22 protein-coding genes and 1 tRNA gene are annotated in these 26706 nt (G+C 65.4%); 16 read left to right on the plus strand and 7 right to left on the minus strand.

Translation table 11 applies throughout. The features are described 5' to 3' along the window. Positions 1 to 57: 57 nt before the first annotated feature. Entirely contained in the window at positions 58 to 342 is a 285-nt protein-coding gene (locus IEX24_RS18070; RefSeq protein WP_188680847.1) for a DUF4031 domain-containing protein, read from the minus strand. A gap of 216 nt (positions 343 to 558) precedes the next feature. Between IEX24_RS18070 and rplU the strand changes: the two genes are divergently transcribed. From rplU to IEX24_RS18140, 14 genes are all read left to right on the plus strand, one after another. Then, a complete protein-coding gene (rplU, locus tag IEX24_RS18075; protein ID WP_188680849.1) occupies positions 559 to 867 on the plus strand; it encodes a 50S ribosomal protein L21 in 309 nt (102 codons plus the stop codon). A 16-nt stretch (positions 868 to 883) separates the two neighbouring features. Continuing rightward, on the plus strand, positions 884 to 1198 hold the full coding sequence (rpmA, locus tag IEX24_RS18080) for a 50S ribosomal protein L27 (RefSeq protein ID WP_188680851.1): 315 nt from the start codon (positions 884 to 886) through the stop codon (positions 1196 to 1198). A gap of 136 nt (positions 1199 to 1334) precedes the next feature. Continuing rightward, positions 1335 to 2954, plus strand: a complete 1620-nt coding sequence (gene obgE, locus IEX24_RS18085; protein WP_188680853.1) for a GTPase ObgE — start codon at positions 1335 to 1337, stop codon at positions 2952 to 2954. Between the two features lie 70 nt (positions 2955 to 3024). Then, positions 3025 to 3831, plus strand: coding sequence for a glutamate 5-kinase (proB, locus tag IEX24_RS18090; protein WP_188680855.1), 807 nt, complete (start codon positions 3025 to 3027; stop codon positions 3829 to 3831). A 52-nt stretch (positions 3832 to 3883) separates the two neighbouring features. After that, a complete protein-coding gene (locus IEX24_RS18095; RefSeq protein WP_188680857.1) occupies positions 3884 to 5167 on the plus strand; it encodes a glutamate-5-semialdehyde dehydrogenase in 1284 nt (427 codons plus the stop codon). Positions 5168 to 5289: 122 nt separating this feature from the next. After that, positions 5290 to 7422 carry an acyltransferase family protein gene (locus IEX24_RS18100; RefSeq protein WP_188680859.1) on the plus strand — a complete coding sequence of 711 codons (2133 nt, stop codon included), beginning with the start codon at positions 5290 to 5292 and terminating at the stop codon, positions 7420 to 7422. A 181-nt stretch (positions 7423 to 7603) separates the two neighbouring features. Continuing rightward, positions 7604 to 7843: a hypothetical protein gene (locus IEX24_RS18105; protein ID WP_188680861.1), complete on the plus strand. Its 240-nt coding sequence runs from the start codon at positions 7604 to 7606 to the stop codon at positions 7841 to 7843. 33 nt (positions 7844 to 7876) lie between these two features. Continuing rightward, positions 7877 to 8476: a nicotinate-nucleotide adenylyltransferase gene (gene nadD, locus IEX24_RS18110; RefSeq protein ID WP_268236295.1), complete on the plus strand. Its 600-nt coding sequence runs from the start codon at positions 7877 to 7879 to the stop codon at positions 8474 to 8476. Then, positions 8473 to 9819 (plus strand): hypothetical protein, encoded by a 1347-nt coding sequence (locus IEX24_RS18115; protein ID WP_188680863.1) that lies wholly within the window; start codon positions 8473 to 8475, stop codon positions 9817 to 9819. Before nadD ends, IEX24_RS18115 begins: the two co-directional genes overlap by 4 nt. A gap of 21 nt (positions 9820 to 9840) precedes the next feature. Next, on the plus strand, positions 9841 to 10203 hold the full coding sequence (rsfS, locus tag IEX24_RS18120; protein ID WP_188680871.1) for a ribosome silencing factor: 363 nt from the start codon (positions 9841 to 9843) through the stop codon (positions 10201 to 10203). 118 nt (positions 10204 to 10321) lie between these two features. After that, positions 10322 to 10397 (plus strand) — tRNA-Ala (locus tag IEX24_RS18125). A gap of 59 nt (positions 10398 to 10456) precedes the next feature. Beyond that, complete coding sequence (locus tag IEX24_RS18130; protein WP_188680873.1) at positions 10457 to 12151, plus strand: DUF4214 domain-containing protein; 1695 nt, start codon at positions 10457 to 10459, stop codon at positions 12149 to 12151. Positions 12152 to 12254: 103 nt separating this feature from the next. Then, complete coding sequence (locus tag IEX24_RS18135) at positions 12255 to 13013, plus strand: MerR family transcriptional regulator (protein ID WP_188680875.1); 759 nt, start codon at positions 12255 to 12257, stop codon at positions 13011 to 13013. Between the two features lie 313 nt (positions 13014 to 13326). Beyond that, complete coding sequence (locus tag IEX24_RS18140) at positions 13327 to 14208, plus strand: VOC family protein (protein ID WP_188680889.1); 882 nt, start codon at positions 13327 to 13329, stop codon at positions 14206 to 14208. Between the two features lie 18 nt (positions 14209 to 14226). On the opposite strand, the gene IEX24_RS18145 is transcribed toward IEX24_RS18140, so the two are convergent. The 4 genes from IEX24_RS18145 to IEX24_RS18160 all read right to left on the minus strand — a co-directional run bounded on the left by IEX24_RS18145 (position 14227) and on the right by IEX24_RS18160 (position 21565). Further along, on the minus strand, positions 14227 to 14865 hold the full coding sequence (locus IEX24_RS18145) for a zinc-binding dehydrogenase (protein ID WP_229715515.1): 639 nt from the start codon (positions 14863 to 14865) through the stop codon (positions 14227 to 14229). Between the two features lie 214 nt (positions 14866 to 15079). Further along, entirely contained in the window at positions 15080 to 17050 is a 1971-nt protein-coding gene (locus IEX24_RS18150; RefSeq protein WP_229715516.1) for a S9 family peptidase, read from the minus strand. Next, positions 17047 to 18831: an N-acetylglutaminylglutamine amidotransferase gene (locus IEX24_RS18155; RefSeq protein ID WP_188680891.1), complete on the minus strand. Its 1785-nt coding sequence runs from the start codon at positions 18829 to 18831 to the stop codon at positions 17047 to 17049. Before IEX24_RS18155 ends, IEX24_RS18150 begins: the two co-directional genes overlap by 4 nt. 1 nt (position 18832) lies before the next feature. Continuing rightward, positions 18833 to 21565 carry a carboxylate--amine ligase/circularly permuted type 2 ATP-grasp protein gene (locus tag IEX24_RS18160; protein WP_188680893.1) on the minus strand — a complete coding sequence of 911 codons (2733 nt, stop codon included), beginning with the start codon at positions 21563 to 21565 and terminating at the stop codon, positions 18833 to 18835. A gap of 184 nt (positions 21566 to 21749) precedes the next feature. On the opposite strand from IEX24_RS18160, the gene IEX24_RS18165 reads away from it, so the two are divergent. Then, entirely contained in the window at positions 21750 to 22613 is an 864-nt protein-coding gene (locus IEX24_RS18165) for an alpha/beta fold hydrolase (RefSeq protein WP_188680894.1), read from the plus strand. A 32-nt stretch (positions 22614 to 22645) separates the two neighbouring features. Here IEX24_RS18165 and IEX24_RS18170 read toward each other — a convergent pair whose 3' ends face one another. Together IEX24_RS18170 and IEX24_RS18175 are read right to left on the minus strand one after the other, a co-directional pair. After that, positions 22646 to 23035, minus strand: coding sequence for a DUF4190 domain-containing protein (locus IEX24_RS18170; protein WP_188680896.1), 390 nt, complete (start codon positions 23033 to 23035; stop codon positions 22646 to 22648). Positions 23036 to 23173: 138 nt separating this feature from the next. Continuing rightward, positions 23174 to 24526, minus strand: a complete 1353-nt coding sequence (locus tag IEX24_RS18175) for an HNH endonuclease signature motif containing protein (protein WP_188680898.1) — start codon at positions 24524 to 24526, stop codon at positions 23174 to 23176. Between the two features lie 453 nt (positions 24527 to 24979). On the opposite strand from IEX24_RS18175, the gene IEX24_RS18180 reads away from it, so the two are divergent. Beyond that, positions 24980 to 26632, plus strand: coding sequence for an amidohydrolase (locus tag IEX24_RS18180; RefSeq protein ID WP_188680900.1), 1653 nt, complete (start codon positions 24980 to 24982; stop codon positions 26630 to 26632). Positions 26633 to 26706 lie beyond the last annotated feature (74 nt).

Raw genomic sequence — 26706 nt, forward strand, 5'->3', positions numbered from 1 at the left:
CGCGGCGCGGCGGCGCGGCAGTGCGGCAGTGCGGCAGTGCGTAGCGCGGCGCGGGCGTCAGCGGCGGCGGTTATGGCCGGCGCGGTCGCGGGCGGGTACGCGCAGGCCGCTGGTGCGCAGCGCCAGCACGATCTCGCGCATCGTTGCAGGGTGAGCGCCGGCCGCGACGATTTCGTCGTAGCGCTCACGCGGCACGTCGTAGTGGTCGAGGTCGAAACCGCGCTTCGGGATGCCCATTCCCCACGCGAAGGCATGAAGCTCGTCGAGCGAACTGTCGCTGATCAGGTGCGACCACAGGGTTCCGTGCGCGGGCCACCGCGGCACATCGATCAGCACGGTCATCCACTCAGTCTACGAAGGGTACAGTTGTGCACGGCGTGTTGGCGGTAAAACGACGGATGCGCGTTTGACCCGAGGCCCAGCCTGAAGTAAAGTAGACCGTTGGTGCGCGCTTGGCTACGCCCGCGCAATCAGCAAAGTTTTTTGCTCCTGGTTCACAGGGGCATTGTGGCATTCGCCCGCTGGGCATATGCAATCCTCAGAGAATAGGTACGTGAAGTGGTTTACGCAGTTGTGCGCGCCGGTGGTCGGCAAGAAAAGGTAGAGGTCGGCACCATCGTGACCCTCGACCGAATCAAGGCCGACAAAGACGGCAACATCCAGCTGGCAGCGGTGTTGCTGGTCGACGGTGAGAACATCACGTCAGACTCGGCCAAGCTTGCCAAGATCACGGTCACGGCTGAGGTTCTCGAAGACCTCCGCGGCCCGAAGATCGTCATTCAGAAGTTCAAGAACAAGACCGGATACAAGAAGCGCCAGGGCCACCGCCAGGAGCTTACTCGTGTCAAGGTCACCACAATCAAGTAAGGCGAGGTAGAAACTCATGGCACACAAAAAGGGCGCGAGTTCTACTCGCAACGGTCGTGACTCCAACGCGCAGCGCCTCGGCGTGAAGCGCTTCGGCGGTCAGGTTGTCTCAGCCGGCGAGATCATCGTTCGCCAGCGCGGCACCCACTTCCACCCCGGCGTGAACGTCGGCCGTGGCGGCGACGACACGCTGTTCGCACTCGCTGCGGGCTCGGTCGAGTTCGGCAACAAGGGCGGCCGCAAAGTGATTAACATCGTTGCTTCAGCCAAGGCTGAAGCACAGAACATCGTGGTGCCGGTGGCTGCTGAGGCCGTCGCCGTTTCTGCGTAGCCTCACGACACTCGTGGAGCCGGCCTAGCCCGCTCCGCAGGTTTTCTCGGGCAGGAGTGGGCTTCGGTCTGCTCCTGCCCGTTTTTTTGTTTCAGCACAGCTTGTTTAATCAGTACAACTCTCGTAAGGAGCGCAAATGGCAACGTTTGTTGACCAGGTGACCCTCCATGTGAACGCAGGCAACGGCGGCAACGGCTGTGTCTCGATCAAACGCGAGAAGTTCAAGCCACTCGCCGGCCCCGATGGTGGCAACGGTGGCAATGGTGGCGACATCGTGCTCGTCAGCGACGCCAGCACCACCACGATTCTCGACTTTCACCGCCGCCCGCACCGCACGAGCGAAAACGGCGGCCCGGGCATGGGCGACTTTCGCAATGGGTTCTCGAGTGAAGAGCTCGAGCTGAACGTTCCCGTCGGTACCGTCGTGAAAGACGACGAGGGTAACGTCCTGGCCGATATGGTCGAGCCGGGCATCCGGGTCGTCGTCGCTGCCGGCGGCCAGGGTGGCCTCGGTAATGCTGCTCTCGCTTCGAGTAAGCGCAAGGCGCCAGGGTTCGCGTTGCTCGGTACGCCCGGCTGGGAAGGCGATGTCTACCTCGAGCTGAAGACCGTGGCCGACGTTGCGCTCGTCGGGTACCCGTCTGCCGGAAAGTCGAGCCTTGTCGCTGCGATGTCTGCTGCCAAGCCGAAGATCGCCGACTATCCGTTCACCACGCTGCACCCGAACCTCGGCGTTGTGCAGGCCGGCGAAACCCGATACACCATCGCCGATGTGCCCGGCCTCATCGAAGGCGCCAGCGAGGGCAAGGGCCTCGGTCTCGAATTCTTGCGGCACGTCGAGCGCTGCAGTGCTCTGCTGCACGTGCTCGACTGCGCAACGCTCGAGCCCGGTCGCGACCCGCTCAGCGATCTCGACATCATTCTCGGTGAGCTGGCCGCTTACCCAGTGCCCGAGGGGCAGATTCCGCTGCTCGACCGGCCTCAGCTCATCGCACTGAACAAGATCGATGTTCCTGAGGCCCGCGAGCTGGCCGACTTCGTGCGACCCGATCTCGAGGCTCGCGGCTATCACGTGTTCGAGATCTCTACGGCGAGCCACGAGGGTCTGCAGGGGCTGTCGTTCGCGCTGGCCGAAATCGTGGAGAAGGCCCGCGCCGAAGCGGCCGAGGTCGCCGCGGCCCCGCGCATCGTCATTCGGCCCAAGGCTGTCGACGAGACCGATTTTCGGGTCAAGGTCGAGGGCGGCTCGTTCGGCAACATCTACCGGGTTCTCGGCTCGAAGCCCGAGCGCTGGGTTGCCCAGACCGATTTCACCAACGAAGAGGCCATCGGCTTTCTGGCCGACCGGCTCGCGAAGCTCGGCGTCGAAGACGAACTGTTTCGCTCGGGCGCGGTGGCCGGGTCGACCGTGGTCATCGGTGCCGCCAACGGCATCATCTTCGACTGGGAGCCCACGCTCACCTCGACGGCCGAGCTGGTCACCGCGCCGCGCGGCACCGACCCGCGCCTGAACCCGAACGAGCGCCGCACCAACCAGACCCGCCGCCAGCGTTACGTCGAGCTGATGGACGCAAAGGCCGCCGCCCGCGCCGAACTCGTGCGCGAAAAAGAGGCCGGCCTGTGGATGGACGAGGCCGACGGTCTCACCGAGCCTGACTACGACGCGGCCGACGGCGCCATCGCTGACTCCGAGCGCGCAGCTGCGCCTGCTCCTGCACCTGCCTCCGCCCCCGCTGACGAGGGAGACCCCGCGTGACCGCACGCCACCTGCAGGTGCTCGCGCGCGCGGCCTCCGCCACCGTTCGCCGCGCGCAAGGAGTTCTGGCGTGACCGCAAGCCGCACCCGCGAGCACACCGCCACGCGCGAGCAGATCGCCACCGCCGGCCGCATCGTCGTGAAGGTCGGCTCCTCGTCGATCAGCGGCGAGAACGTCGGCCAGATCGCCCCGCTCGTCACGGCCCTCGCCGACGCGCACGCCCGCGGCGCCGAGGTCATCCTCGTCTCATCGGGTGCCATCGCCACCGGTATGCCCTATTTGCAGCTGGATGCCCGCCCGACCGACCTGGCGACCCAACAGGCCGCGGCGGCCGTCGGCCAGAACGTGCTCATCTATCGATACCAAGACAGCCTCGACCGCTACGGTATCGTCGCGGGCCAGGTCTTGCTCACCGCCGGCGACCTCGAGAACCCCAGCCATCGCAGCAACGCCCAACGCGCCATGGATCGCCTTCTCGGCCTCCGCATCCTGCCCATCGTGAACGAGAACGACACCGTCGCCACCCAAGAGATCCGGTTCGGTGACAACGACCGCCTCGCGGCCCTCGTGTCTGTGCTCGTGAAGGCCGATCTCTTGGTGCTGCTGTCTGACGTCGATGCGCTCTACACGAAACCCCCGCATGAGCCGGGTGCCGTGAAGATCGTCGACGTCACGGTCGGCGATCAACTCGCTGACGTGACGTTCGGCGACATCGGCGCCGCAGGCGTCGGCACCGGGGGAGCCGCCACGAAGGTGTCGGCCGCACGCCTGGCGGCAGACGCGGGCACGGCGGTGCTCGTCACGAGCGCGACTCTCGTGGCCGAGGCGCTCGCCGGGCATCCCATCGGCACCTTCTTCGAGCCCGCCCAGCCCTGATATTCTGGGAAGAAACCGCCGCGGTGTGCACAGGCGCGTCTAAACTTTGAGCATGTCGCAAACTACCCTCGACGCACCCACGGCAACCGCCCGCAGCCTGAACGACAAGCTCGTCGCCGCGCGCACCGCGTCGCTCACCCTCGCCACGGCCAACGCCGACCAGAAGAACGCCGCCCTCGAGGCCATCGCCGCTGCTGTCGCAGGCGGCGCCGATCGAATTCTGCCCGCGAACGAACTCGACCTGGCCAACGGCCGCGAGAACGGGCTCTCGACCGCCCTGCAAGACCGCCTTGCTCTGAGCGCAGCGCGTCTCACCGCCCTGGCCGAGGCCGTGCGCGAGATCATCGGCCTCGTCGACCCCGTGGGCGAAAGCGTGCGCGGCCGCGTGCTGCCGAACGGTGTGCGCATCGATCAGGTTCGGGTTCCGTTCGGCGTCGTCGGCGTCATCTACGAAGCCCGCCCCAACGTCACCGTCGACATCGCCGCGCTCGCCCTCAAGAGCGGCAACGCCGTGGTTCTTCGTGGCGGTTCGGCGGCAGAGAACACCAACGCCGTGCTCGTGTCGTTGATTCAGGATGCCCTGACCTCGGTAGGCCTGCCCGCAGACTCCGTGCAGACCATCGATGAGTTCGGGCGTGACGGCGCTCGCGACCTGATGCAGGCTCGCGGCCTGGTCGACGTGCTCATTCCGCGCGGCAGCGCGAACCTCATCAACACCGTGGTCGCCGAATCGAAGGTTCCGGTCATCGAAACCGGTGCCGGGGTGGTGCACGTGTTTCTCGACGAGAGTGCCAACGAGCAGTGGGCGGTCGACATCGTGCACAACGCGAAGGTGCAGCGCCCGAGCGTCTGCAACGCGCTCGAGACGCTGCTGGTGCACCGGGATGCTGCGGCCAGACTTCTGCCGCCCGTGCTTGCTCAGCTGCGAAGCTCGGGCGTGAGCATCCACGCCGATGACGAGACGCGCGCCATCTTCGCCGACGCCGTGCCCGCTACCGAAGAAGACTGGCAGACCGAATACATGAGCCTCGACCTCGCCGTGAAGGTTGTTGCAGACATCGACGAGGCCATGGAGCACATTCGCATCTACTCGACCCACCACACCGAGTCGATCATCACGAACGACCTCAGCAACGCCGAACGGTTCTTGAATGAGGTCGACTCGGCCGCCGTGATGGTGAACGCGTCGACGCGGTTCACCGACGGGGGCGAGTTCGGGTTCGGCGCCGAGGTGGGCATCTCCACCCAGAAGCTGCACGCGCGCGGGCCGATGGGCCTGCCAGAGCTGACGAGCACTAAGTGGCTCGTTCGGGGTTCGGGCCAGATTCGAGGCTGAGCGCGCCTATCTGCCGATCCCCTGCCATTTCGATGAGAGCCGTCTCACGCAGCGCGGCGGTACAGGCAGAAGTCCAGTGAGTTGATTCGTGTAATCGAAAGGCACCTGTTAAGGTTGTCGCGGTGACCACCACTACACGACGCCAGGTTCGCGAGCTTACAGCTCAAGCGTCGGTCGTTCGACCCGAGATTCAGGCACTTCGGGCGATCGCCGTTCTGTCGGTGGTTCTCTATCATCTCTGGCCACTTCGGCTTCCGGGAGGATTCGTCGGGGTCGACGTTTTCTTCGCAATTTCGGGGTTTCTCATCATCGGCCACCTGATGCGTGAGGTCGATCGCACGGGCAAGGTGCGCTTGCTTCCGTTCTGGGCCAGGCGCGCTCGCCGCTTGCTTCCGGCCAGCCTTCTCGTGCTCGCCGTCACCGGACTCGCCATCCTCGCCTTCGTGCCGACCGTGCAGTGGCAGCAGTTCTTCTCTGAGATCGCCGCCTCTGCTCTCTATGTGCAGAACTGGCTGCTCGCTCACAATGCTGTCGACTACCTTGCTGCTACGAATGCCCCGTCGCCCGTAGAGCACTTCTGGTCACTATCGGTCGAGGAGCAGTTCTACCTTGTGTGGCCGCTCGTCATCGTCGCACTGATCGCCTTTACCGGCCCTTTGAGAAAGGCATCGCCACGTTCGTGGATCGCCGGCGGCCTTGTCGTACTGACCTCGGCCAGTCTGGCTTATTCGATCTATGCGGTCGCGACGACCCCGGCCGCTGCCTATTTCGTCACTCCAGCACGTGCCTGGGAGTTCGGCGCCGGGGGCATTCTCGCACTGTTCATGAATGCTTCGCCTGGTGCGCGCCCCTTCGTGCGGGCGGCCGCGAGCTGGCTCGGGCTCATCGTCATTGCAGGCACGCTCGCCCTGTATTCGGCGGCTACGCCGTTTCCCGGTCTCGGGGCCGTGCCACCCGTCTTCGGGACTCTGCTTGTGATTTGGGCGGGCTCGCCGAACGTCGTCTGGGCGCCCAGCGCACTGCTACGGCTGAGACCGGTTCAGTGGATGGGCGGCATCTCTTACTCGCTCTACCTGTGGCACTGGCCGCTGATCGTGCTAGTTCCTATCGCACTCACCAGGCCGAACGGGTGGCGCACGAGCGTCGCAATTCTGTTCGTGTCGATCGCTCTGGCGTACCTGACCAAACGTTTCGTCGAAGATCCGCTGCGGGTGCGAGGACTCTTGACGAAGAAGTTGGCCTGGCGGTCGCTTGCCATCACGCTCAGCGGTACGGTGATCGTGGCGCTCGGGGCATCCGTCGCCTACGCTCAACCTCTGATCGCCAGCGGCCAGGCCTCGGCGAGCGCCAATTCAGCGATTCAGAATGACCCGAAATGCACGGGGGCGCCGGCCGCGCTTGCCCAGAACAACTGCCCGATGCCATATGCGGTCTCCGCCCTCACGAACCCCAGCTATGCTGAAACCGACATCGGCCGTGGCGTGCAGTCCGTCGACGATTGCAAGCAGACGATTATGTCGGATGCGGTTATGACCTGCGATATCGGTGACGTCAAGACGCCGACGTCGACTGTTGCACTGATCGGTGATTCGCACGCAGGGCAGTACCTCACCCCGCTAGACGAGTACGGTCAGGCCAACCACATCCACTTCATCACCTACCTCAAGTCTTGGTGCAGCGGAACGGGAGCGGTCGGAGTAGCGAACCCCGGTTATGACACGCCGGAACGCGTCGTATCGTGCGCGAACTGGGGCACGACCGTGCTCGACAGTGTGAAGCAGAACTCGGCCATCGGCGCCGTCATCTTCACTGACTACACTCGCAGCTACCTCGAGCCCCCGCCCGCGCTCAACGGCCGGGCCATAACGCCGCAGGACTTCGAGCAGGCGTGGCAGCCGCTGCTCGCCTCCGGCAAACGCATCATCGCCATGCGAGATCTGCCTAACGCCGACCAGCAGAAGGAAGACGTTCCGACCTGTGTCGCGGCGCATCTCACCGAATACGACCCTTGTTCGCTGCCGCGGGAGACGGCGACACTCGACCTTGCTCAAGATCCACTCGCGATTGCCGCGGCTCAGACTCCGGGCGTTTCTTTCGTAGATCTGACCGACGACTTCTGCGACGACACCACGTGCCACGTTCTCATTGGCGGGTTGATCGTTTATTTCGGCAGCAACCACATGACGCTCACCTTCTCGCGCACTCTCGCATCGATCGTCGGTGCCAAGATTTCTGCCGCGCTTACATCGTCGTAGCTCGTTGGGGACGGACGCGGTGCTGGGCGCTTCGCTCTGCGCAAGCGGCGCCACGGTGCAGCGGCTGCAGCTGCCGTTACCGGCGCTCTTCGGGTGACTGTAGGCTTGTCGCCAGCGGGTGGTTTGAGATTATGCCGGCTGAGATTCGAAAAAACACGCGTCACGAAGTAGGAGAGTAGCAATGATCACGGTGGCGAGCTTGGGTTTGTTGAGTGCACCAGTACTGGCCGACGACGTCGTCAACCAGCTGCCGATTCCGGCTTTCTTCTTCGGCCTCATCGCGTTCGTGATCTTCATGAGCATGGGCCTCGTCATGTGGAGCTACCGTGACGTCGCGAACCGCCACCCCAAGAAGTCGGCCGAGTTCGCGCAGAGCCACGACTTGCACGGGCACGGCGACCGAACGGGCGCAGACCACTAAGCGGTACGCACGGTGACCGCCGTCTCGCCGCCGATCGAAGGGCAGCCTCGCCGCCCGCGCATCGGCATCATGGGCGGCACGTTCGACCCCATTCACCATGGGCACCTCGTGGCCGCGAGCGAAGTGGCGCAGTTCTTCGAGCTCGACACCGTGCTGTTCGTTCCCACCGGCCAGCCCTGGCAGAAGACCGACGTCACCGAGGCCGAGCACCGCTACCTCATGACGGTCATCGCCACCGCGTCGAACCCACGCTTTACCGTCAGCCGCGTCGACATCGACCGCGGCGGCCCCACCTACACCGTCGACACCCTGCGCGACATTCGGGCAGCCAACCCCGACGCCGACCTCTTCTTCATCTCGGGTGCCGACGCCATCGCCCAGATTCTCGGCTGGAAAGACTCACCCGAACTCTGGTCGCTCGCCCATTTCGTGGCCGTCTCGAGGCCCGGCCACACCCTCGCCATTTCCGCTTTGCCGCGACAAGACGTAAGCTATTTGGAAGTTCCGGCTCTCGCGATCTCGTCAACCGACTGTCGCGGGCGGGTAGGCCGGGGATTCCCAGTGTGGTACTTGGTACCCGACGGTGTAGTTCAGTACATCACCAAGCATCACCTATATCGGAGTGTTGAATGACTGTGCCTCACGACGAGCAGCCGCTGACCAGGCGGCAGCTCCGTGACCTAGAGCGTCAGAAGCCGCGTAAGCAGCAAAAAGAAGAAGCTAAGGCGGCCGAAGAGGCCGAAGCCAAGCGTCGTGCCGAAGAAGAGGCACGCGCCGCTGCCGAGCGCGCCGCATTCGAGGCCGAGGCCGCTCGTGCGGTGCTGCCGAGTACGCCCTTCGCCGCGCCTGCCGCAGATGCTCCTGCTGTTCCCGCGGCCGAGACGGCGGCTCCGGATGCTCGCTCCGCCGAAACGACAGAGTCCGACGCCACCGCTGGCGAAACGACCGCCGCCGAGACTGCGGATGCCGAAGCCGATTCCGTAGAGGTAGCTCCGGCAGCCCCTGGTGAACCCGATTCGTTCGACGCCCTCATCGCTCCCGCCGCCGTGGCCGCTGCTACCCCTATTCTGAGCAGGCGCGCGAGACGAGCGCTTTCTGCCGATCATCCACTCGCCGAACAGAACGCCGAGCCGCAAGCCGAAGCAGAGCCAGCTGAGGCGCCCGCAGAACCCGAGGCCGCGCCAGCAGCTGGGGCGACCGGCCCCATCATCGCCGAGATCGTGGTCGAAGAAGAGATCTTCGTCGAGACCGACGACGACGCTCTGACGGCCGAGACCTCGCCTGATTCGTTCGTGCCCGAAGGTGATGGCGCCGACGCGCAGCCCATGGTCGAAGAGCTGATGGTGGTCGACGAGGCCGTCGCCCCCGAGCTCTCGGCCGAAGAAGAAGACGAACTCGCTGAGATCGACGACACTCCGGCTCCCGAGCCTGTGCAGATCGTGACGATCGACGAGACGCCGAGCGCGCCGATTCTCGCGCCGCTCTTTCAGGCTCGCGCCGCAGAGCCCGACCGCGAGATCACGAAAGTCGATCTCACCCAGGCCAGCTTCGACGACCTCATCGCCTCGCGCGGCGTCGGATCGTCGAACAGCGTCGCCTCGACCAGCGCTCTCGTGCTGCCCTCGGTGCCGAACCATGGTGATGTGGGAACGGCGCTCGACGAAACCGGTGAGGTCATCATCACCGGTTCGATCGACCTGCCGATGAGTCTCGGCTCCACAGGTGCGGCCCCGGCCGACGGCCTGGAGTCAGCCGACCTCGACGCTTTTCTCGACCCAGAGAGCGAAGTCGGTTCAGACGTCGCTCCCGTCAGTGCCACCCGGGCAATCAGTACGCACGGCCCGAGTTCAGGGCTGGTCGCCCCGCCGAAACGTCGTGGTGCCAACGCGCCCGTCATTCTCGCGGTGACGGCTGGCGTGCTCGCAGTCGGGGTCGTCGGCCTCCTGCTCGCTGCCTTCGTTTTTCGAATCTTCTAACCCACGTCTGGTAACCACTTTTTGACTGCAACACCGCGTTCGCTCGAACTCACCCACCTCGCCGCCGCTGCGGCCGACTCCAAGCAGGCCGAGAACCTCGTGGCTCTCGACGTGTCAGGTCCGCTGCCGCTGACCGACGTCTTCTTGCTCGCGTCGGGCCGTAACGAGCCCAACGTGCGTGCTATCGCTGAAGAGATCATCGAGAAGCTCAGCGCCGCTGGTGCCCCTCTGCTGCGCCGCGAAGGCCTTGCTGAGGCGCGCTGGGTGCTGCTCGACTTCGGCGACCTCGTGGTGCACGTCTTTCACGAAGAAGACCGAATGTACTACTCGCTCGAGCGGCTCTGGAAAGACTGCCCGGTCGTTCCGCTCACCGTTTCGGTCTGAGCACCGCGCGCCGCTCCCGCCGCTTCTTCGGTTTCTCGGATGGGCTCGGCGTGTAGTAGTCTAGGCAAGTTGTTTGGAGCCGAAAGGATTCACTCAACACAACTCAATACCCGCTTACGGGGCTGTGGCGCAGTTGGTAGCGCACCTGCATGGCATGCAGGGGGTCAGGGGTTCGAATCCCCTCAGCTCCACCAGATCGAACGAAGGCTCACCCTCGGGTGGGCCTTCGTTCGTCTCAGCAAGAGGGGAATCCATGTTCGCAATGAAGCGCGCCCTGGCCGTCGCTGCGGCCTCGGCTGTTGTTCTCGGTTCCGTGCTGGTCTCGACACCGGCGTTTGCCGCGCCAGACACCATCACGATCAGCGGTCACGTGTCGCTGGGCACCGCGTCCGCGGGCGCCGGCACGGTCGACATCTCCCTCATCAGAGGGTTCAACGCTCCGAGTGTTGTCGTCGGAACTGTCGATGCCGCAGGTGACTACTCTGTGCAGGTTGCCAAAGGCTCGTACTTCCTGCTCGAGGTCGACAACGTGGGTCCGGGCAACTATGCACCGTACCTGTCTGCCCCATTCGCGTCATCGAGCTGCACTGTCGACAGCCAGGACTACACCAGTGCGAGTGCAGACATCGCCGGGTGGGATATCGCGTTGCCCGTCGGTGGTGAACTGAGCGGTACCGTCAGGAATCTTCAGGGGTCGCCGGTATCCGGTGTCGAGGTCTGGGCCTACGACCAGCACCGCTGCGTCACTCTCGGGGACGGTCAGCCCAGCACCAAGATCACCGTGCCGAACACCGACGAGACCGGAACGTACGATTTCAAGAATCTCGACGCCACGGGGGCCTACCAGGTCGAGTTCTACAGCGGAGCTGCTGAGCCGACAACCTACCTCGAGGGATTTCTCGGCATGGCATCCGGTGCCCCCAGGGGCATACCGTACACAGTGGCTACCGGCCAGGTGCGATCTGGCGCCGACATGACCTTGGTGCAAGGGGGATCGGTGCAGGGCAGCGTGAGCTGTGCATCCTGTGACCTGTCGCAGCTCGACCCGAGCAAGTTTGTGATCTCCATTGAGGGGTACAACGCGTCGGCCGGCACGTGGGTGAGCAGTTCTCCGGGTTATGTGCAGCGAGACGGTGCCGGTCTCACCTACCGAACACCCGCAACCTACCCGGGTGACTATCGCATCTCACTGTCGTACCCGGATGACGCTTTCCAGAGGATGTCGACCCAGACGTTCTCGATTTCAGAGGGAGCGGTGACGACCGAGAATCTCGCGCTGGCGTCAACGGCATCGACGCAACCCGGCGTGCCCGCGGCGATAAACTCGTACATCACGTCGCTCTACAAGGATTTTCTGGGGCGCACTCCCGGGGCCAGCGAGATCGCCTTCTGGGCAGGCAAACTAAAGGCAGGATGGCCGCGCAGCTCGATCTCCACCGGCTTCGCCAACAGCGACGAGTACCGACTGATTCGAATCGACGCCGCCTACGAGTCGGTACTGCACCGGCAGAGCGACCCGCAGGGGCGCCTGTTCTGGCTCGACCGGATGCAGCGCGGCCTCACGACGACCGACGAAGTCGAGATGACGTACTACGCCTCACAGGAGTACTACGACGACGGCGGTGGCAACGATGCCGGGTACGTCACCGGTGTGTATCTCGCTCTTCTGAACAGGCTGCCTTCCCAGGCCGACATCTCGTTCTGGAGCGCGATCGCACAGCGTCAGGGCCGTATGGAGGTCGTCAAGGACTTCTGGAACTCTACTGAGACAGTACAGAAGCGCGTCTCGGCAATGTACGCCCTCTACCTCGGGCGCACACCCGACCCGAGCGGTCTGACCACCTGGACCAACTTCGATCTCGCCAACGGCGATTCGTTGACGCGCTCGACCCTGACCTCGAGCGACGAGTACTACAACAGGGCTGCGACCAGATTCCCCGTCGCCTGAGCGATGCCTTCGCGGCGCACCGTGACGTTCTGAAGTGAATGCCACGGGCTTGACCTTGACGTAACGTCAACCTCTAGAGTCTCTCTCAGAAGGAGAGTTACTTATGGAATGGAGCATCCAGCAGATAGCCCGGCTGGCAGGCACCACGAGCCGCACCCTGCGCCACTACGGTGACGTGGGCCTCGTGGTGCCGAGCCGTGTCGGAGAGAACGGGTATCGCTACTACGACTCCGCTGCCCTCGTGCGACTGCAGCGGGTTCTGTTGCTGCGCGAACTCGGGCTCGGTATTCCGGCGATCGCCGACATTCTGACTGGGCAACGCGACGACACCGTCGCGCTGCGCGCGCATCTCGAGTGGCTCACGAACGAGAAGCAACGTCTCGACCGCCAGTTGGCGAGCGTTGCGCGAACGATCAGTGATCTAGAGAGAGGCGAAAAACCAATGGCAGACAAGATGTTCGACGGGTTCGACCACACGATCTACAAAAGCGAGGTCGAAGAGCGCTGGGGGAGCGACTCGTACGCGACGAGTGACAAGTGCTACACCTCGATGTCGCAGAGCGAGAAAGACGACTTTCTGCTGACGGCGGCCGAGCTTGCCTCTGACTGGGCGGCCGCGGCCGAGCGCGGCGTGGCGGTCGACCGTGCCGAGGCGCAAGCCTTGGCCCAGCGCCAGTGCGACTGGCTGGTCGGCATTCCCGGCGCCCCGAAGTCGGCTGACGGCCGCCCGACAAGGCAGTACTTCACCTGGCTGGCCGATTCGTACGTCGATGACGAGCGCTTCGCTGTCAACTACGGGGGAGTGATAGGCGCGACGTTCGTGCGAGACACGATGCGCGTGTTCGCCGATGCGCACCTCTAGCGCCGGCCCGCATCGGGGGCGGCCACGCGCGACAGAAGGGTGGAAAGCGAGGGCGACCTCGGCGCTGACCGCGGGGGTATCTGGCGACGATGAAGAGATTGCGCGACGCGTGCTAGACCGGGTTCGGCTCAACGCACAGGCCGCACTCGCAGAGCGCGCGGGTAAAGCGAGCTAGCCAATACCGGCCGCGGCCAACATTATTTCGAATTTTTGGGTAATATCGAATTTGCTTGTGATGTTCGGGAGACCGGAGAGCGGATCGTGCAGTGGAGCATCGTTTCTGCAGGCGCAAGAACAAACAGAAAGGCCTGTTATGACTGGAACCGGTTCGATCAGCGAGCTCGGCTATGTTTCGTTGCGTGCACGCGATCTCTCGGCGGTCGCCCGCAACGCCACCGAGTTGCTCGGCCTCGAAGAGGTTGAGAACAACGGCTCCAAGGCGGTGTTCGCCGCACAATTCGGGCGGCGCGAGATCGTCTATACGCAGGGCAGCGAAGACGGGCTCGATCACGTGGGGCTCATCGCTTCGAGCTCTGACCAGCTCGCAGCTATTCGCGACAAGGTCAGGTTCGGCGGCTATACCGTCATCTCTGAGCATCCATTCGAAGACTACATTGACGAGGGTTTCGCCTTCGTCGGGCCCGAGGGATTCACGTGGCACGTGTACACCGCGCGCCACTCGTACAGCATGGTGAAGAACGGCAGCTTCGGGCCTGACCGTTTCGGTCACGTGAACATTCAGGCCGTCGACACCATTGCGATGCGCGACTTTCTGGCCGACGTGTTCGGATTCAAGGTGTCTGACCGCATCGGCAACGACGCTGCGTTCTTCATGCGCTGCAACAACGACCACCACGGCATCGCGGTGTTCAAGAGCACTCGGCCGGCGCTGCACCACCACGCGTGGCAGACGCAGAGCATCGTCGACCTCAGCAAGCTCGGTGACCGGCTCGCGCGTCGCGGTTCGCGTCTCGCCTGGGGCCCGGTGCGTCACGGTGCAGGCGACAACATCGCCGTGTACTACGTGGAGCCGACCGGCGCTGTGATCGAGTTGTACACCGACCTCGAGCGCATCTTCGACCCTGAGCGCGAGATTCGCTACTGGGATGAGGAGAATCTCTACTGGATCAACCAGTGGGACGGCCAGGTGCCGCCGGGCATCCTCGACCACGGCGTGCCGCCGGTCGGCCGCTAGACGCAGTCGGGCGAGCGGTCAGGGTGTGAGCACGATGCGCCCGAACACCTCGCCTGAGTCCATGCGGCGGTGCGCGTCGGCTGCCTGAGAAAGTGGCAGTACGTCGTGCACCACTGAGCGAAGTTCGCCTCGGGATGCCGCCTCGAACAACGCGGCTCGCTTCACGTTGCGGCGAGTGATGGGCACGGTGTTCAGGCTGAACGTGGCGAACGACCGCGACTTCTGAAACGACCGCATGAGCGTCATGCCGAAGTCGGTGGGAGGGTAGCCGCCCACCACTCCGACCGACACGAACCTGCCGTTCGGGGCGAGACGCTCGATGAAGGTCGGCAGTGCTGTGCCGCCCACCACGTCGATGACAACGTCGAAGTCGTGGGCGATAGAAGTGCGAGTGGCGGCGTCGCGCGAACCGGAACTGTCGGCGTCAGTGTCGCGCGGGTCGGTGTCGCGTGTGCCTGTGTCGAGCGTGCTGGTGTCAAGCATGTCAGAGCCCAGCGCGTTTCCGTCTCGGTCGAACACGATGGTGGCGCCGAGCGAGCGCAGCAGCTCACCGCGCTCGCTCGACGAGGTCGTGACGGCGACCGTCGAGGCGCCCCCGGCCGCAGCCAGTTGCACGGCCATGATGCCGATGCTGCCGGCCGCGCCACGCACCAGCACCGAATCGCCTCGACAAAGTCATTGAGATGACCGAAGCGATCGCGGCGTCAGTCACGAACGCCGCGCATGCCTAGAACGCCGAGCGCGCGCAGGGCGCCGCGAACGGCGATCACGCGCAGGGCGCCGCGAACGCGGAGCGCGCCCAGAGCCTCGCGCACTCCCAGCGCGCCTAGGACGCTCAGACCACTCCGACCGCTCCGACCACCCAGCGCGCCTAGAGCGTCTGCGCCAGAAACCGCACCATCGTCTCGCCGAGCAACCGCCTCGAGTCGGCCCGCCGGTACTCGTGGCCCTCGCCCGCGAGCTCGAGGTACTCGACCGGCTTGCCCCGCTCGCGTAGCGCCGACACCATCTGCAGCGCCTCGTTGAGCGGCACATTCGTGTCGAGCTCACCGTGCACCACGAGCACCGGCGCGCTGATGCGATCGGCCGACGGTAACGGCGAGATGCGGCGCAACAGCTTCTGATCGTGCTCCGGATGCCCGTACTTCGTCACCGCGGCCGCAGCGATCCACGGTTCGGTGTCTCGATAGAACGTGAGCAGGTGTGACATGCCGCAGATGTCGATTCCGGCCGCGAACACCTCGGGTGAAAAGGCCAGCGACGCGAGCGTGAGGTAGCCGCCGTACGAGCGCCCCGTCACGGCGATGCGCGCTGGGTCGGCGACGCCGAGCGCCACGAGATGCCCGGCGCTCGCAATCACGTCGTCGAAGGCGCCCTGCCGACCGTGCACGTCGTCGAGGTGGCTGAAGGTGCGGCCGAAGCCCGAAGATCCACGAACGTTCGGCGCGAACACCGCGATTCCGGCGGCGAGCATTGCCTGATACTGCGGGTTGAAGGTGGGCCGCTCTTGCGACTCAGGCCCGCCGTGCAGGCTGAGCATCGCCCGGCCCGGCTCCATCGTTCCCGGCACCCGGTACAGCCATCCGGTCAGCGCCAGCCCGTCGGCACCCTCGAAGCGCTCGAGCGTCGGCGTCACGAGTTCACGCTCGGGCAACACCGGAACCTGCGTCACCCGCGCCCAGCGGTGCGTCGCGGTGTCGAGTCGCCAGAGCTCGCGAGGCCGTTCGGGCCCTTCGACGCTCAGGATGACCGTTCCCCCGTCACGGCTCAACACGGGGCTTGAGGCCACGAGTCCCGGCAGCTCGGGCACCCCGATGCGCACGCCCGTGGTGGTGTCGAAGAGCTCGATCTCGCTGGTGCCGGCCCGGTTCCACACCATCAGCAGCAGACGCCCCGCATCGTCGGCGTCGAGCGCCTCGAGTTCGGCGTCATCACGTTCGGCGAGCACCTGCGGAACCCCGCGCCAGCCGTTCGGCCCGAGCGGCAAGGCGACGAGGCGATGCCGCTGCGCACCCACCTCGGTGGCGAGGTATGCCGTGAGGGGTGCCGACGCTCCGAGTTCGGCCAGAGCATCCGCCCCCTCGGGAGCAGGCCGAAGTAACGCGACCGACGTGGAGCCGGTCGCACCGGTGAGCAGGGCCGTGGCCGCTGCCGATTCGGCGGCAGCAACCACTGTGGTTGCCGAACTGTGCGGCAGTAACGGGTGGTCTTGATCAGAGACGCGGTCGACGACGACACAGAATTCGTGGCCGCGCCGCCCATCGCGAATGATCACGAGCTCTTCGCCCACCGACAGGTCGAGCACGTGAATGAGCTCGCCTACGGCCAACAGTTCGAAATCGCCGGTCACGGGGTCGACCAGGTAGGTCGAGGTCGGCTCGCCGATCTCTGCCGACGGAATGGTGACGACCACGCGGTGACCACTGCGCGTCCACGGGCCGAGTTCGGCATGCTGCTCGGGCGATCCGGCCAAGCGACGAGCATCCGTACCGTCGGGTCTGACCACCCACACCTGGCTGCGCACCCCGCCGCCGGTGGCCACGGCGCAGGCGAGCCACGCGCTGTCGGCAGACCAGGTCACCGAAATGACGGGGTCGTCACTGAGGTGGATGCACGTGGGTTGGGGCAGTGCGTCGCGCAGGGCATCCTCGCCGCTTGGTACCTCTTGCACCCACAGCTCTGGCACCCCGCCCCGATCGCTGATGAACGCCATTCGGCTCGCGTCGGGCGTCATGGTGGGGTTCCAGCTGCCCCAGGCGTCGACGAGGGCGTTGCCCAGCTCGACGGCCGATGCTACCGCCGGTGCGACGGCCTGTGTGACGGCTGCGTCAGCCTCGGTCAACGAATTCCTTGCGTCTGTAACCACATCTCTAGTAAAGCCAATTGCCAGAGCGCATTCGACCCTAGGGTGGTTCTCGTTTCGTTCGGGGCGGCGAGAAGGCGTTGCACCGTGGCGTCGTCGAAAATACCCCGTTCGCGGGCGGCCGGGTCGCTGAGTGCCTCGCGCACGCGGTTCAGGTAGGGGCCCTCGAGCTGCCTGATGGCAGGCACCGGAAAGTACCCCTTCGTGCGATCGATGACCTCGTCGGGCACGATTCCGCGGCTCGCGCGCTTCAGCACGCCCTTTCCGCCGTCGGCGAGCTTCAGGGGTGGGGGGATTTTCCCCACCAACTCGACGAACTCGTGGTCGAGAAAGGGCACACGCGCTTCGAGGCCCCAGGCCATGGTCATGTTGTCGACGCGCTTCACAGGGTCGTCGACCAGCATGATGGTGGTGTCGTTGCGAAGCGCTGCGTCAACCGAGGTTTCGGCCCCAGGGGCGGCGAATTGCCGCCTGATGAACTCGGTCGGTGCATCACTGCCGAACATCCACTCGGGTGACAGCACCGAACTCATGGCAGGCCAGCGTCGATCGAAGAACACCTTCGAGTAGGCCTCCACGGCGTCGTCGCGGGCAACGTCGGCGAGCGGGGGATACCAGTCGTAACCACCGAGCACCTCGTCGGCGCCCTGGCCCGACTGCACCACCTTCACCGACTTCGACACGTCTTCGCTCAGCAGGTAGAACGCCACGCAGTCGTGGCTCACCATGGGCTCGCTCATCGCGGCAACGGCTCCGTCGATGCCCGGCAAGAGGCGCGAACTGTCGATGGTGATTCGGTGGTGGTCGGTGCCGAACCGTTCGGCCACCAGGGTCGAATACTCGAACTCGTCGCCTGACTCGCCGCCCGCCGAATCGAAGCCGATGCTGAAGGTCGCGAGGTCTTTTTGGCCGGCCTCGGCGAGCAGGGCCACCACGAGGCTCGAGTCGATGCCGCCCGAGAGCAGCACTCCCACGGGCACATCGGCGACCATGCGGCGTTCGACCGCCGTGCGCAGGCTCTGGATGAGCGCGTCTTGCCAGTCGCGTTCTGACCAGTCTGCGCGCGATTCGTCGCGGCTGAAGTCAGGGCGCCAATACACGTGGTCGCGGCTTTCGCCGTTCGGCTCGATCACCCGAACCGTGGCCGGCGGCAGTTTACGCACGCCGGTCAGAATGGTCAGCGGCGCCGGCACCACGGAATGGAACGTCATGTAGTAAGCGAGGGCTTCACGATCGATCGACGTGTCCGTACCACCGCCGGCCACTAGAGCGGGCAGAGTCGACGCGAATCGCAGCCGGTCACGGGTCTGGTCGAGGTAGAGTGGTTTGATGCCGAGCCGGTCGCGGGCGAGCACCAGTCGGCCACTCTCGCGCTCCGCGATGGCGAAGGCGAACATTCCCAGAAAGTGGTCGACGCAGTGTATGCCCCATTCGGCATATGCCTTGCCGATGACCTCGGTGTCTGAAGTGGAGAAGAAGGAGTAGCCCTTGCCTTCGAGCTCTTTACGCAAGTCTTGATAGTTGTAGATGCAGCCGTTGAACGCCACCGTGAGGCCGAGCGGGGCATCGACCATCGGCTGGCTTCCGGCCGCGCTCAAGTCGATGATGGAGAGGCGCCGGTGGCTGAGCGCAACGGGGCCGTGCGCCCAGAAGCCGTCGCCGTCGGGGCCGCGGTGCACCATGCACGAGTTCATTCGGGCGACGGCGCCGACGTCGGCGCTGCGGGAGTCGAAACGGAATTCGCCGGCCAGGCCGCACATGTCAGTTCTCCTTCTCGGCCGGAGTTGCACCGTCGGCGGTGGGTTCTTGTGCTGCTTGTAAATCTTGAGGGTCGGCGGCATCGCCGAGTGCCGGCGGCGGCGACGTCAGCCGCGTCACCATGATGGGCCCGGTTCGCAGCAGAGCATTCTCTTCGAGCGAGGCGTCAGGCCCGAGAATCCAGGTGTCTTTCGCGCCGCCGCCCTGCGACGAGTTCACCACCATGCTGCCGAGCGGGGCGACCCGCGTCAGCGCCAAGTCGGCAACGGTCGCATCACGAGGGCCGGTGCCGCGCACGTAGACGAAGGCACGCAGATCGACGTGACGGGGCTCGAGCGCGACTCCATCGAAGGTGGGCAGCGACGAGAGCGCAACCAGCTCTTGGGCGACCCAGATGGTGGGGTTCGCGGCGATCTCGCTGCGCCGTTCGGCGACCTGCGATGCCGGGGCAGCCGGGCCGATGAGCACTCCGCGCCCGCCTTCGCCGTCGACCGGTTTCGTGACGAGTTCGCCCACGCGCTCGAGCACGATGCGCCTTTCAGACTCGTCGCTCGTGCGGTAGGTGGGAACCGATTCGAGCAGTGGCCGCTCGTTGAGGTAGTAGGCGATGAGATCGGGAATGTTGCAGTACATCGCCTTGTCGTCGGCGATTCCATTGCCTGGTGCATTCGCGAGAAACACACCGCGTTCGGCTGCGACGCGCATGATCTCGGCACCGATGGGCTGGCCTTGGCTGTCGGTCAGGTCGATGAGCTCGGGGTCGAGTCGTAGGTAGAGAGCATGGATGACCGTGCCGGTGCTCTTCTCGATCACCGAAGGTACTGACGCTGTGCTCCCCGAGTCCTCAGCAGGCCAGACCACCTCGAGGTCGTCGGCCGACACGAGCAGAAGCCCTGCGCCTTCGGCCAGCCGCGAATGCTCGAACCAGGCCGAACTGGTCGGGCCGCTCGAGAGCAGCGCTGCTGTGGTGCTTGATCCAGGCTCGTGCAGAGTTGCGGCACCCCCGGCGAGAAGCGTTTCGCGCAAGTGAACGAGCGCCGAGTGCGGGTCGAGCAGGCCGCCCGGGCGGGGTAAGTCGGGCACCGTTGCATCCATCAGCCTGCGTGCAGCCATGGCATACGCCGCGCCGCTCGGTGCACGGAGGTTGTCTTCGAGTACGCGCCAGCCGCCGAACTCGTTGCGCACCAGGTCGAAACCCATGATGGGCGCGCGCACGACGCCGGGCGGAATCAGCGTGGCTTCTTCGCGCCAGCCGGGGGAGTCGAAGATGTTGGCTGGCATCAGGCCGTCGGCGATGATGCGCTGTTCGCCGTAGACGTCTTGCAGAAATGCCTCGATGGCGCGGGCGCGCTGGGCGAGACCGGCGCCGAGTTCGGCCCATTGATAGGCGCTGATGAGGCGCGGAAAGAGGTCGACGTCGAAGCTCTGCATCTCGCCGTTCACACCGAAGGTGAGGCCTTCGCCGTCGGTGAATCCGGTGCGCGAATTCTCCCGTTCGAGCAGTTCGGAGGGCGGCAGCGAGCGGTAGAAGTCGATGATGTCGTGGTAGGCGGGCCGCGGCATCGAGCTGGGGCCGACTGCTTCGTCGCCCGCCCGGTTGCGATACGAACGCATCGCCGAAACCGAGGGAGCTGTGCCGTGCGCGGGGCCGTGCGTCTCTTGCACCACGAGTTCGACCACGTCGCGCAGCTCACCACGCTCGGCAAAAGCCGCACGCTGGCGGTCGGCCGAGTTGCCGCGGGCCAGGGTGAATTCGCTGAGTTCGCGCACCTCGTCGTAGTCGCCGAGTTCTTCGAGCTGAGGCCTGAGCCGCGACACCAGATCACGAACGGCCCACGCTGCCGGAACAGGCCTCGGGTGAGAGGTGCCGTCGAGTAGTTGCCCCGAGAGCCCGCCCCGTGCCGCTTGCCACATGGCAGCGCGGTGAAGGGGAGCCCGCAGCAGGGTGGCGGGCACACCGGCTTCGATGTCGATTTCGGCGGCCCGCACTGAGGCGCGAAAGAGGCCTGCGATAAGTATGGCGTCGTCGATGATGGGGCAGGCGTCGCACACCCGCAGCTCGAGGGTGGGCTCGTGTGCCGACGGTCGCACGTCGAAGTATGCCATCTTCGCGTCGGCGATGACCCCGCTGGCGATGAGGTCGGCGAGAAGCTCGTCGTATTCGGCTCCCGACTCGAGGTCACCGGTCGCGCCGGCGCTCGGCCAGCGTTGCCAGATGGTGGTGCGGATGCTCGCGTACCCGGTATCGTGCCCGTTCAGAAAGGGCGAACTCGCTGAGAGCGCGAGCAGAATCGGCAGGTCGCGAGACACTCGCTGCGCGATCTGAACGGCAAGGTCACGGTCTGAGACACCCACGTGAATCTGGGTGCCGCAGATGAGCTGCTCGTCGACGAGCAGACGGTACTGCTCCTGCATGCGGCGATACCGGCCGGTGGCGGTGAGTTCGAAGTCGGCGAAGTCGGAGTGCGGTGCGGTGCCTACGGCGGCCACTCCGAGGCCAAAGGCAGCGGCTTCGTCGATGAGGCCCTTGCGCAGTCGCACGAGTTCGGCCCGCAAGCCGGAAAGGGTCGACGTGACGGCCGTATTGGTCTCGACCGTTGTGCGCTGAATCTCGGCCGAATAGCTGCTTTGCGGCAGCCTCGACAGCAGCTGTGGTGCACGGGCCGAAAGCTTTCCGCTTTCGAGATCGATGAGATGCAATTCTTCTTCTGCACCGAGGGTCAACTCTGCACTCATTTTTTCAACCTAGTGCGGCTGGGCCTCCTTCGCAGAATTACGGGGCAAATCCATGGGGAGTTGACAACTTCTGCGCGCGCTGACAGTGCCCTGGGGTGGCAGACTGAAACGATGAGGTGCTGGCGTGAGCGACGGTGAGCGACCGCGTGCGACCGCGTGCGACCGTTTGCGTCGGTGAACGACCGTGAGCGACGCTGAAGAGCTGACGCTGGCCGACGGGCGGCGGCTTGCGTATTACCGGTTCGGTGACCCCGATGGGGCCGTGGTGGTGAACTGCCACGGCGGGTTGGTGAGCGGGCTCGACGTGGGGTTGAGCGATGCTGCAGCACGGGCATCCGGTATTTCGATCATTTCGCCGAACCGGCCGGGTATCGGAACGAGCGACCGCAAGTCGGGGCACGGCATTCTGAGTTGGGCGCAAACCGATCTGGTGGAGCTGGTCGACCGGCTCGGCATCGATCGGTTCACGGTGATGGGCTGGTCAGAGGGCGGGCAGTATGCGCTGGCGGCGGGGTACGCGTTGCCGTCGCGGGTCGATCGGGTGGCCGTTATTGCGGGCGCTCTGCCGCTGGATGATCCGTCGGCGTTCGGTGAGTTGAATGCGACGGATCGGCGGTTGTCAGGGTTGTCGCGGCGGGCTCCGCTGCTGGCGCGTGGATACTTTGCGACGAGCCGCATTCTGGCGGGGGCGTCGCCGCGGGTCGTGGCTCGGGTGGCGGCACGAACCATGTCGCGGGTCGACGCCGACATCGTAGAAGAGAATCACCAGTGGTTCGCCCAGTGCGTTGTCGATGCGGCTCGGGATGCTGCGGGTGCGGTCGACGAGTACGCCGCGTTCGTGGCGCCCTGGGGTTTCGAACTCGAGCAGGTGACGGTGCCGGTGGATGTGTATCAGGGCGACGACGACACGCTGATTCCGGCGCAGTGGGCGCGCACGATGGTGTCGCGGTTGCCTTCGGCGGTGCTGCATTCGTACCCGGGCGAGGGGCACTTCATTGCTGTGACGCGGCGCGCTGAGGTGTTGCGGGGGCTCGTGGCGTCGGTGTGAGGGGCGGGTGCGCGGCCGGGTCTGCGGTTGGGTTAGGTGTCGTATCGTGCGCTGGAGGCGCTCACGCCGATGATGAAGAAGATGAAGACCACGTAAGCCAGAACGGCGAGAATCGCGAGAATGGTGAACGCGTAGCCGATGATGGTGCCCGCGAGTGCGATGCCTCGGCCCTGTTCGCCCGTGCGTTTGATCTGGCTGAGGGCGATGTGTCCGACGACGATGGCGCCTATCGGCACCACGAAGGCCAACACGAGCGCGACGATGGCGAACACATTGGTCGCCGCGGCCGCGGGGTACGGGTTCGGGGCGTATTGAGCCGGGGAGGCGTACTGCGCGGGCGGGTACTGGGCAGGCGAATACTGGGCGGGCGGGTATTGCGCCGGCGGATACGCATCTGTCGGGTTGGCGTTGGGGTCGCTCATTGGGTTCTGCCCTCTCTGGCCACGTGCGTATTCGATCGAACTAGTCGCGATTCTAGTTGTACTCACATGAAGATGCGGATCGATACGGCCGCGAATGACACTCGCGCGAGAGTTCGGTGCTGGCTCGATCAGTGGTCGTTAGAAGGGCGCGGCTCCTGGCGCGAGCGGTGATGGCGGAGAGCTCGCTGCAGCAGACGAGCAAGGTGATTGCGCGGGAGATGGTGGCGAAGTAACCGAAGTAACCGAAGCAACCGATGGAGGCGATGCGGGCGTGGTGGCATAGCGGCGGCCGGCGGGAGATTGCCAGTGCAGGGTTCGGGTGGCATCAATTGATACCGCCCAGGCGGTTTCGTGTTTCAGATGATGGTGTTTCGGGCAGAGGTGAGCCAGGTTCGTTCGGGCGGTCGGGCCGTTGTCGGCCCAATCGATTGTGTGGTCGAGCTCGCAGCGGCGGGCTGATCGGCTGCAGCCCGGGAAGCGGCAGGTTCGGTCTTCGATTTCGAGCGCCATTCGGAGGTCGGCCGGCGGCCGGTAGCGATCTCGGCCTACCGAGAGGGTGGCACCGGTTTCGGGGTGAGTCAGTAGGCGAACGAAGCTCGGCGCGTGTGCGGCGAGCTTGCGGGCCGTCTCGGCATCGATCGGGCCGTATCCGTCGAGCGAGGCGGGGGTATCGGCGTGGCCGAGAAGCGTCAGAACCGGAACGGTGACGATCACTGTCGGCACCAGAGAGCGGGGTTCGCCCGTGGCCGAGTCTCTGAGCAGCAGGTCGACGAGTACGTCGGATCGCAGCTGAGCGATGGTGCGCGCTTCGGTCTTCGGAATACCCTCGGCGCATGCATCCGGAGCGTCTTCACGTGCCGCGGGTGGCTGGTCGGCCAGGTGCTCAAGCGGGTTGGAGGCCGTGCCGTGCGCGGAGGGCGCCGTGGGAGCAGCGGGTGGGTGAGCGTCACGGAGGGAGCGCGCGAGTTGTTCGAGGGTGTCGTCGATTCGCACCGCGTCTACCGCCGGGAGGTAGTGGTGCAGCCACGCCATTCCGTCGCGGTCGGCTTCGAAGCAGACGCGGCGATCGCGGGCCGCTTTCTGTGCCCGGGTGACAAGCGACTCGGGGTGGCGACGCTCACGCTCGGCACGGGCTGTGCGCTCGAACTGCGCGGCCGTAGAGGTCAGGGCAGCCGGCAGGATGGCCGACTCGAAAGCAGTGCGGCTCTCAACGGGCAGTGACGTGGCGTGGTCGATGACCACTTGTGCGTGGCGGTAGCTGATCTCGCCAGCTCGGAGGGTCGCGAGCGTCTCGGGCAGCTCGGTTGCGAGTGCTTCGCTTTCGGTGATGAGGCGCCCCGCCGTGCTTTCTGGAACGCGCAGCGCGCACGCCAGCTCGGCCGTGAGTGCCCTACGCGCGAGTTCGGCACGCTTGGCCACCTTGATGCGAGTGGCGAAGGAGCTCTCGATGGGAGCCGAGCCGGGGAGCAGGTCACCGTCGTCGATGGGCACGAGGAACGACTCGTGTTACGTGGTCCACTGGCGAACTCGCTCGATGGCCGAGGCCCGGCGAGCGAACGCCTCAGCTATCTCAGCCTCGATGACCACGACGTCGTCGACCATGGCGCTGATGCTGTCAGCCATCCGTGCTGCTGGGGTTCGCTCGTCGGCTGCGCACACACTGACCGGGTACACACTGACCGGGCACACACTGACCGGGCACACACTGGCTGCGCACACACTGACCGGGCACACACTGAACCGAATCACTTCGAACTCGCGCATGCGTGCGCATCGCAGAGCAATGGCGCCAGCGGGAGTCTCTGGCGAGTGGCCGAATGGCTGTGGGTGGAAGGGTGGTTGTGTCATGAGCTTCACTCAAGTATATTCGATTTCAGCCCCGAATCAACCGGGTAAGGTTCGAATATCAGTTCAATTCTCTGCACAGAAAGTAGCAATTCTTCCATGGCATCCACGCTCTTCATCGGTCGCATCATCACCATGGAAGAAGGCGCGCCCAGAGGTGGAGTGAATGGGGCGGGCGAGAGCGAGCCTGCGCCCGATGCCGTGCTCGTCGAGGGCGACCGCATCGTCGCGGTGGGGCGGCAGGAGGAGGTGCGGGCGCTCGCGAGAGCCGATGCCGAGGTGGTGGAGCTGGGCACGCGGTGCCTGATGCCGGGCCTCATCGAGCCGCACGGGCATCCGTCGGCCGCAGCAGTGCTGATGAGCGACTACGTGCTCGACATCAGGCCCGTGACGCTGACCACTGCCGACGACGTGATGGCCGTGTTGCGGGCCGAGGTCGGCGCCAAGCCGGGGGGAGTGTGTGCGAACGGGTGGGATCCGCTGTTGCAGAAAGGCCTGATCAACCCCACAATCGAGGTTCTTGACGAGTTGGCCGGCGCGACTCCGCTGGTGATTCTGCATAATTCGGGGCATTCGGTGTACTTCAACAGTGCGGCAGCGGCCGTTGCCGGGGTGACCGACGCGACACCAGACCCTGCGGGGGCGAGTTTCGGGCGCGACGCGAACGGGCGGCTGACCGGAGTCGGGTACGAGGCGGGTGCGGTGTTTCAGGTCGCGGGCCCGGTGCTCTCGCGGGCGCAAGGCGACTTTGTGCGGGTGTTTCGAGACGAGTTGGTGCGGGTGAATCGGGCTGGCGTGACGACCATTGCCGACCTGTCGTGGGAGGCGTCGACACAGGCTGGGCTCGATGCGGTTCGGGCTGAGCATTCACTCACCGCGCGGCTGAGGCTCTACGAAATGTCGGCGCCGGGTGCACGGGCGAGCGTGCCGGTGGGGTACGGTGACGACGTGGTGCGGCAGATCGGCGTGAAGACCTGGGCCGACGGGTCGCCCTGGATCGGCAACATCGCCACGAGCTTCGCCTACCTCGATACTCCGGCCACGCGGGCGATGGGCCTCGAGCCCGGGCATCGCGGGGCGTTGAACTTCGACCGCGAGCAGATCGTGGCCATTGCACGCCAATACGCGTCTGAGGGCTGGCAACTCGCCTGCCATGCTCACGGCGACCTGGCGATTGATGCGACGCTGGATGCTTGGCAGCAGGTCATCGAAGAGAATCACCTCACCGACCACCGTTTTCGCCTCGAGCATGTGGGGGCGATGACGCCGGCCCAGTTCGAGCGGGCGGCAGCACTCGGAGTGTGCGTGAGCATTTTCGCCGACCACGTGTACTACTGGGGCGAGGTTCTGGTCGACGATCTGTTCGGGCCCGAGCACGGCGGTCGATGGGCCGACACCGCCGCAGCCCTGGCCGCCGGGCTCGAGCCGACCTTCCATAACGACGGAACGGTGACGCCGCTGGAGCCGTTCCGCAACATGGCGACGGCGATGACCCGGCGCACCCGCAGCGGGCGGGTGCTCGACCAAGCCACCGGCATCGACCTCGTCGACGCTCTGCGGGCGCACACGACCTCGGCGGCGAAGCAGTTGTTCGCCGAAGACATCGTCGGCAGCATCACGCCGGGAAAGTACGCAGACCTCGTGGTGATCGACCGCGACCCCTTCGCGGTCACGCCCGTGCAGCTCGCCGAGACCCGGGTTCTGGCGACGTACTTTGCGGGCGAGCTCGTATTCGGCTCGAGCGCGCCCTGAGCTCTCTGCGCCTCCAGCTCGTCTGCGCCTCCCCAAGCTCGCCGCACCCGCCTGCGTTGCGCAAAAGCACCGCG

Origin of the sequence: Subtercola lobariae (assembly GCF_014640255.1) — a bacterium.
Lineage (GTDB): Bacteria > Actinomycetota > Actinomycetes > Actinomycetales > Microbacteriaceae > Subtercola > Subtercola lobariae.

Bases quoted from the DNA above. Each gene is read 5' to 3' on its own strand.
- IEX24_RS18070 (WP_188680847.1), bottom strand. From the start codon at position 342: ATGACCGTGCTGATCGATGTGCCGCGGTGGCCCGCGCACGGAACCCTG.
- rpmA (WP_188680851.1), top strand. From the start codon at position 884: ATGGCACACAAAAAGGGCGCGAGTTCTACTCGCAACGGTCGTGACTCC.
- obgE (WP_188680853.1), top strand. From the start codon at position 1,335: ATGGCAACGTTTGTTGACCAGGTGACCCTCCATGTGAACGCAGGCAAC.
- IEX24_RS18095 (WP_188680857.1), top strand. From the start codon at position 3,884: ATGTCGCAAACTACCCTCGACGCACCCACGGCAACCGCCCGCAGCCTG.
- IEX24_RS18105 (WP_188680861.1), top strand. From the start codon at position 7,604: ATGATCACGGTGGCGAGCTTGGGTTTGTTGAGTGCACCAGTACTGGCC.
- IEX24_RS18115 (WP_188680863.1), top strand. From the start codon at position 8,473: ATGACTGTGCCTCACGACGAGCAGCCGCTGACCAGGCGGCAGCTCCGT.
- IEX24_RS18130 (WP_188680873.1), top strand. From the start codon at position 10,457: ATGTTCGCAATGAAGCGCGCCCTGGCCGTCGCTGCGGCCTCGGCTGTT.
- IEX24_RS18135 (WP_188680875.1), top strand. From the start codon at position 12,255: ATGGAATGGAGCATCCAGCAGATAGCCCGGCTGGCAGGCACCACGAGC.
- IEX24_RS18140 (WP_188680889.1), top strand. From the start codon at position 13,327: ATGACTGGAACCGGTTCGATCAGCGAGCTCGGCTATGTTTCGTTGCGT.
- IEX24_RS18155 (WP_188680891.1), bottom strand. From the start codon at position 18,831: ATGTGCGGCCTGGCCGGCGAATTCCGTTTCGACTCCCGCAGCGCCGAC.
- IEX24_RS18160 (WP_188680893.1), bottom strand. From the start codon at position 21,565: ATGAGTGCAGAGTTGACCCTCGGTGCAGAAGAAGAATTGCATCTCATC.
- IEX24_RS18170 (WP_188680896.1), bottom strand. From the start codon at position 23,035: ATGAGCGACCCCAACGCCAACCCGACAGATGCGTATCCGCCGGCGCAA.
- IEX24_RS18180 (WP_188680900.1), top strand. From the start codon at position 24,980: ATGGCATCCACGCTCTTCATCGGTCGCATCATCACCATGGAAGAAGGC.